This window comes from Desulfurococcus sp. (assembly GCF_049970475.1).
Taxonomy (GTDB): domain Archaea; phylum Thermoproteota; class Thermoprotei_A; order Sulfolobales; family Desulfurococcaceae; genus Desulfurococcus; species Desulfurococcus amylolyticus.
Map to the genome: position 1 here is coordinate 1 of NZ_JBMFMW010000118.1, position 3,325 is coordinate 3,325.

Below are 3,325 nucleotides of genomic sequence, written 5' to 3' on the forward strand. Positions count from 1 at the left end.
TTATAATTCTATATAGGTAGTTCCAACCCCATGGTTTTAATCTACGTGGATTATCACCCGGGCTCCATGAAACCCTGGATCTCGCGGTCTCCATTAAGTAATACCTGGATAACTCGTTAATCATGCTGATTAATTCATCCTGTTGTACACCTATCTCTCTCACCACTTCGGAGATAGGTATCTCGTCGTGCTCGGAGAGAATTCTCACCAGTTCAAGCTTTAATGCGAGCTCGCTACTCATTTACTTCTCCTCCTCTAATAGTTTAATCTTCTCAACGACTTTATCAATGTTAAGCATGTTAGGGAGATCCGGGTAGTATTTCCTCAAAAATTCATAGAGGTTTACCACAGGCGCGTTTCTCTTACCTGTCGATAACTCTACTAACCCCTCCCTCCATAGTTTTGAGAGGAGTCCTAACAATAGGTTCCGAGCATTCTCCATTTCAACGGCCGCCTCATATTCCCTCTTCATATACCTGATTACTAGACCAGGGTTCTCAGAATACTTCTCTAATACACCCCGATCCTTCCTAACTATTGGGCAGGCTAAGCTTATCCCGTAGTCAGCTGTTGCCAGTATATACCTACCCCTCTCATCTATATTGTATTTAACGTGACGGGGTACATAGGGATAGCTCCTACATATCAGCGGCTTGTATACATCGTGTATCAGGCACCTAACCCCGCTTAAGAAAACGCATCTACCGTTGTTGAGCTCCATTATATAGCTGAAAGCTATATTCAAACCCGAGATCTCATCGTAAACCGTGTATCCTGGCTGACTCTTATAAGGTAGATCGAGTACCCCAGCTATGATTTCAAGCACCACGTCTTCATGGGGCAGTATGGAGACGGGTGAAAATGTGCAGCACAGTCCGCAAGCCGGGCACTTGAATACAGGTATTTCCTCCTCCATAATACATCTCATCCCGGCTAGGCAGTGGCATAATACCCTGGTAGCCTCTCACTGTAAAGCATCTTTATTCTCTCCACTCCTCCTATACTTTCAATTATCTCCACGACTGGTGGCGGAACTAATTGTTTCCACAGGGGGTCATTATTTAGTATTAGTCGTCTAATGGTTGAACCACTATATGTATCCCTCTCCTTGAGGGGCGGGGTAATCACCACATACCCCTCCTCCATGAAGAGCCTCTGTATTATCGGGTTTAATGTGATCACGGATTTAAATGGAGGACTGTATTGTCTAACAAAGTGTATGGCTGCCCTATTCACCTCGAGTGTGGGAAGAGTAACCGTTATATACCTTGATAAATCATGTCCAGCCCATTTAAGTGATTCCCTAATCATAAGTATTCTCTCACCAGCTGTAAACGGGTTCTCAGGTGTATGGCTTTGACTAGCCATCCCAACCACTATTATGGTTTCATCATAGTTTCTATAACAGTACTCTACAGCGTTTAAGTGGCCATAATGGAATGGCTGAAACCTCGCTATTATAAGGCATCTCCCAGCATCCATCGAAGACACCTTTTCACGATCAATTAACCCCTACCAGGTATCTTAATTTAAAAACCCTCCTAAATCAATAGGGATACCAGAGGCATTATAACGATTATTAGTGCTATGCCTGCAAGTATGACGATAACGCCTGCCTTAGCCATTTCATAGCTCTTGAAGTAGCCGTAGGAGTATGTTATAGCGTTTGGGGGTGTATTTGCTGGGAGCAGGAAGGCGTAGCACGAGGCAAGCCCAGCTGCTACTGCAACCACCGCGCTTGTCCTGGGGTCCATACCCAGCGTCTTTGCCACGCTAATGGCAAGTGGAACCATTGTTGCACTAGTTGCTGTTATGCTACATATTACAGTAATGCTCAGAACCGATATAGCTGCAATTATTACTGAGACGAGGCTCGGTGGATAGGCCTGAAGCGGGCTCTTCAGAGAGTCGGCGATTAACTTGAGAATACCCGTCTCCCTGAGTCCCTCGCCGAGAGCGAGTCCGCCCGCTACGAGGAACACTACTCCCCAGTCCAGTTCACTTATCTGCTTAGCCTCTAGGACGCCAATGCCAGGCATGAAGAATAGCATTATTACCAGCAGCGAGACCACGTAGGTCCAGTCAAGTACCCACTGCTGTCCGCTTAACAGCAAAACTGCGAGCGGCTCAATGAGCCAGAGTATGACTGCAAGCGCCATCAACGCTATGGTCCTCTTTTGCACCAGCGTAAGGGGCCTCATGCTCCTGAGCTCTCTTTCAATTGCCTCCCTGTTCACTGTCTTGGCCTCCCGCTCAGGCGGGTAGAGCAATAGGAGAACTCTCCAGGCAGTTAGAGTCAGTGCAAGCACTATTGGAACCCCCATATCATCCACTTTACAAAGCTTATCCTGATTCCCAAGGAGCTCTCAATGTTTCCAATCGTTATTGGCACGGGCGGCGTGCCCACAGGCGTTCCTATACCACCTATTGTTGCTGCATATGCGATGCCTATCATTAAGGCCTTACCAAGGTTGCTCTCCCCTGACTTAGCACCCACCATGCTGAGAATGCTTACTGCGACGGGGGCCACGAGGGCCGCTGCAGCTGTGTTTGACATCAACGTCGATATAAGGGCTGTTGCAAGCATCATTCCAAGCACTACCATATGCACCCTGACTCAAACTAGGGAGAGCACTTTGAGTCCCAGGAGCTTGTCGAGCTTATGTGTGGAGAGCGCGGCAGATATCACGAGGCCGGCTATGATGAGTATGTTCACCTTACTTGCTATGAAGGACACGGACTTGGAGAAGGAAAAGATGCCGTATAGCGTGAGCAACAACATTACTATGAGGCCTGTTACTGGTATTGGAACGCACTCCGTAGACCAGTACACGAGTGCCAGTAGGGCTATCCCCAGCATCGCCATACCTCTCTGATCCAGCCCACCTATGGACAATGTCGACGCCACTAAATGAGCTGTCATGAGCGTTAACACAGCTATAAGGAGCTTTAATCTGGTATTCATGACACTAAACCCCACATTACTCCTTCATGTAGGCTAGTACAAATGAATTGGAAGCAGGAGTATGAAAAGATCGTGGTCCCCTGTAGGCCACCCCGGCTTCAGCTCAATAGCCATCTCCTCGATTAGGAGAGTATGGAGCTTAGTGAGGCGCTGAAGTTGAGCTTCAACATGATTGTGATGCATGAACAGGTACGGATAACTACAGGTTTGCCGTAATCAGGCTTAGCAGAATCGGGTTGGACTTCGTAGTCATTGACAACGACCCATTAGCGGTGCTTCTAATGGTGGAGGACCCCTACAAGGCCATTAAGTAGCTGCACGAGCCAATAAGAGAAGTGCCAGTAGTATACAGTGACCCCC

General features: G+C 47.6%; 5 protein-coding genes and 1 pseudogene. All 6 read right to left on the reverse strand.

The window, feature by feature from the left end:
• A pseudogene (locus ACP5N5_RS06360) lies at positions 1-241 on the reverse strand (biotin--[acetyl-CoA-carboxylase] ligase); the annotation flags it as partial.
• Entirely contained in the window at positions 242-916 is a 675-nt protein-coding gene (locus ACP5N5_RS06365) for a YkgJ family cysteine cluster protein (RefSeq protein WP_042667559.1), read from the reverse strand. It abuts the pseudogene before it with no gap.
• A 17-nt stretch (positions 917-933) separates the two neighbouring features.
• Positions 934-1,482 (reverse strand): nicotinamide-nucleotide adenylyltransferase, encoded by a 549-nt coding sequence (locus tag ACP5N5_RS06370; RefSeq protein WP_012608426.1) that lies wholly within the window; start codon positions 1,480-1,482, stop codon positions 934-936.
• Between the two features lie 59 nt (positions 1,483-1,541).
• Positions 1,542-2,324, reverse strand: a complete 783-nt coding sequence (locus tag ACP5N5_RS06375; protein WP_428134149.1) for an SLC13 family permease — start codon at positions 2,322-2,324, stop codon at positions 1,542-1,544.
• Positions 2,309-2,605, reverse strand: coding sequence for an SLC13 family permease (locus tag ACP5N5_RS06380; protein WP_428134152.1), 297 nt, complete (start codon positions 2,603-2,605; stop codon positions 2,309-2,311). The genes ACP5N5_RS06375 and ACP5N5_RS06380 overlap by 16 nt, the downstream gene beginning before the upstream one ends.
• A gap of 12 nt (positions 2,606-2,617) precedes the next feature.
• Positions 2,618-2,965, reverse strand: coding sequence for a hypothetical protein (locus tag ACP5N5_RS06385; RefSeq protein WP_428134159.1), 348 nt, complete (start codon positions 2,963-2,965; stop codon positions 2,618-2,620).
• Positions 2,966-3,325 lie beyond the last annotated feature (360 nt).

Excerpts from the sequence above, each read along its gene's own strand:
- ACP5N5_RS06365 (WP_042667559.1), bottom strand. The coding sequence starts at position 916 with ATGGAGGAGGAAATACCTGTATTCAAGTGCCCGGCTTGCGGACTGTGC.
- ACP5N5_RS06370 (WP_012608426.1), bottom strand. The coding sequence starts at position 1,482 with ATGGATGCTGGGAGATGCCTTATAATAGCGAGGTTTCAGCCATTCCAT.
- ACP5N5_RS06375 (WP_428134149.1), bottom strand. The coding sequence starts at position 2,324 with ATGGGGGTTCCAATAGTGCTTGCACTGACTCTAACTGCCTGGAGAGTT.
- ACP5N5_RS06380 (WP_428134152.1), bottom strand. The coding sequence starts at position 2,605 with ATGGTAGTGCTTGGAATGATGCTTGCAACAGCCCTTATATCGACGTTG.
- ACP5N5_RS06385 (WP_428134159.1), bottom strand. The coding sequence starts at position 2,965 with ATGAATACCAGATTAAAGCTCCTTATAGCTGTGTTAACGCTCATGACA.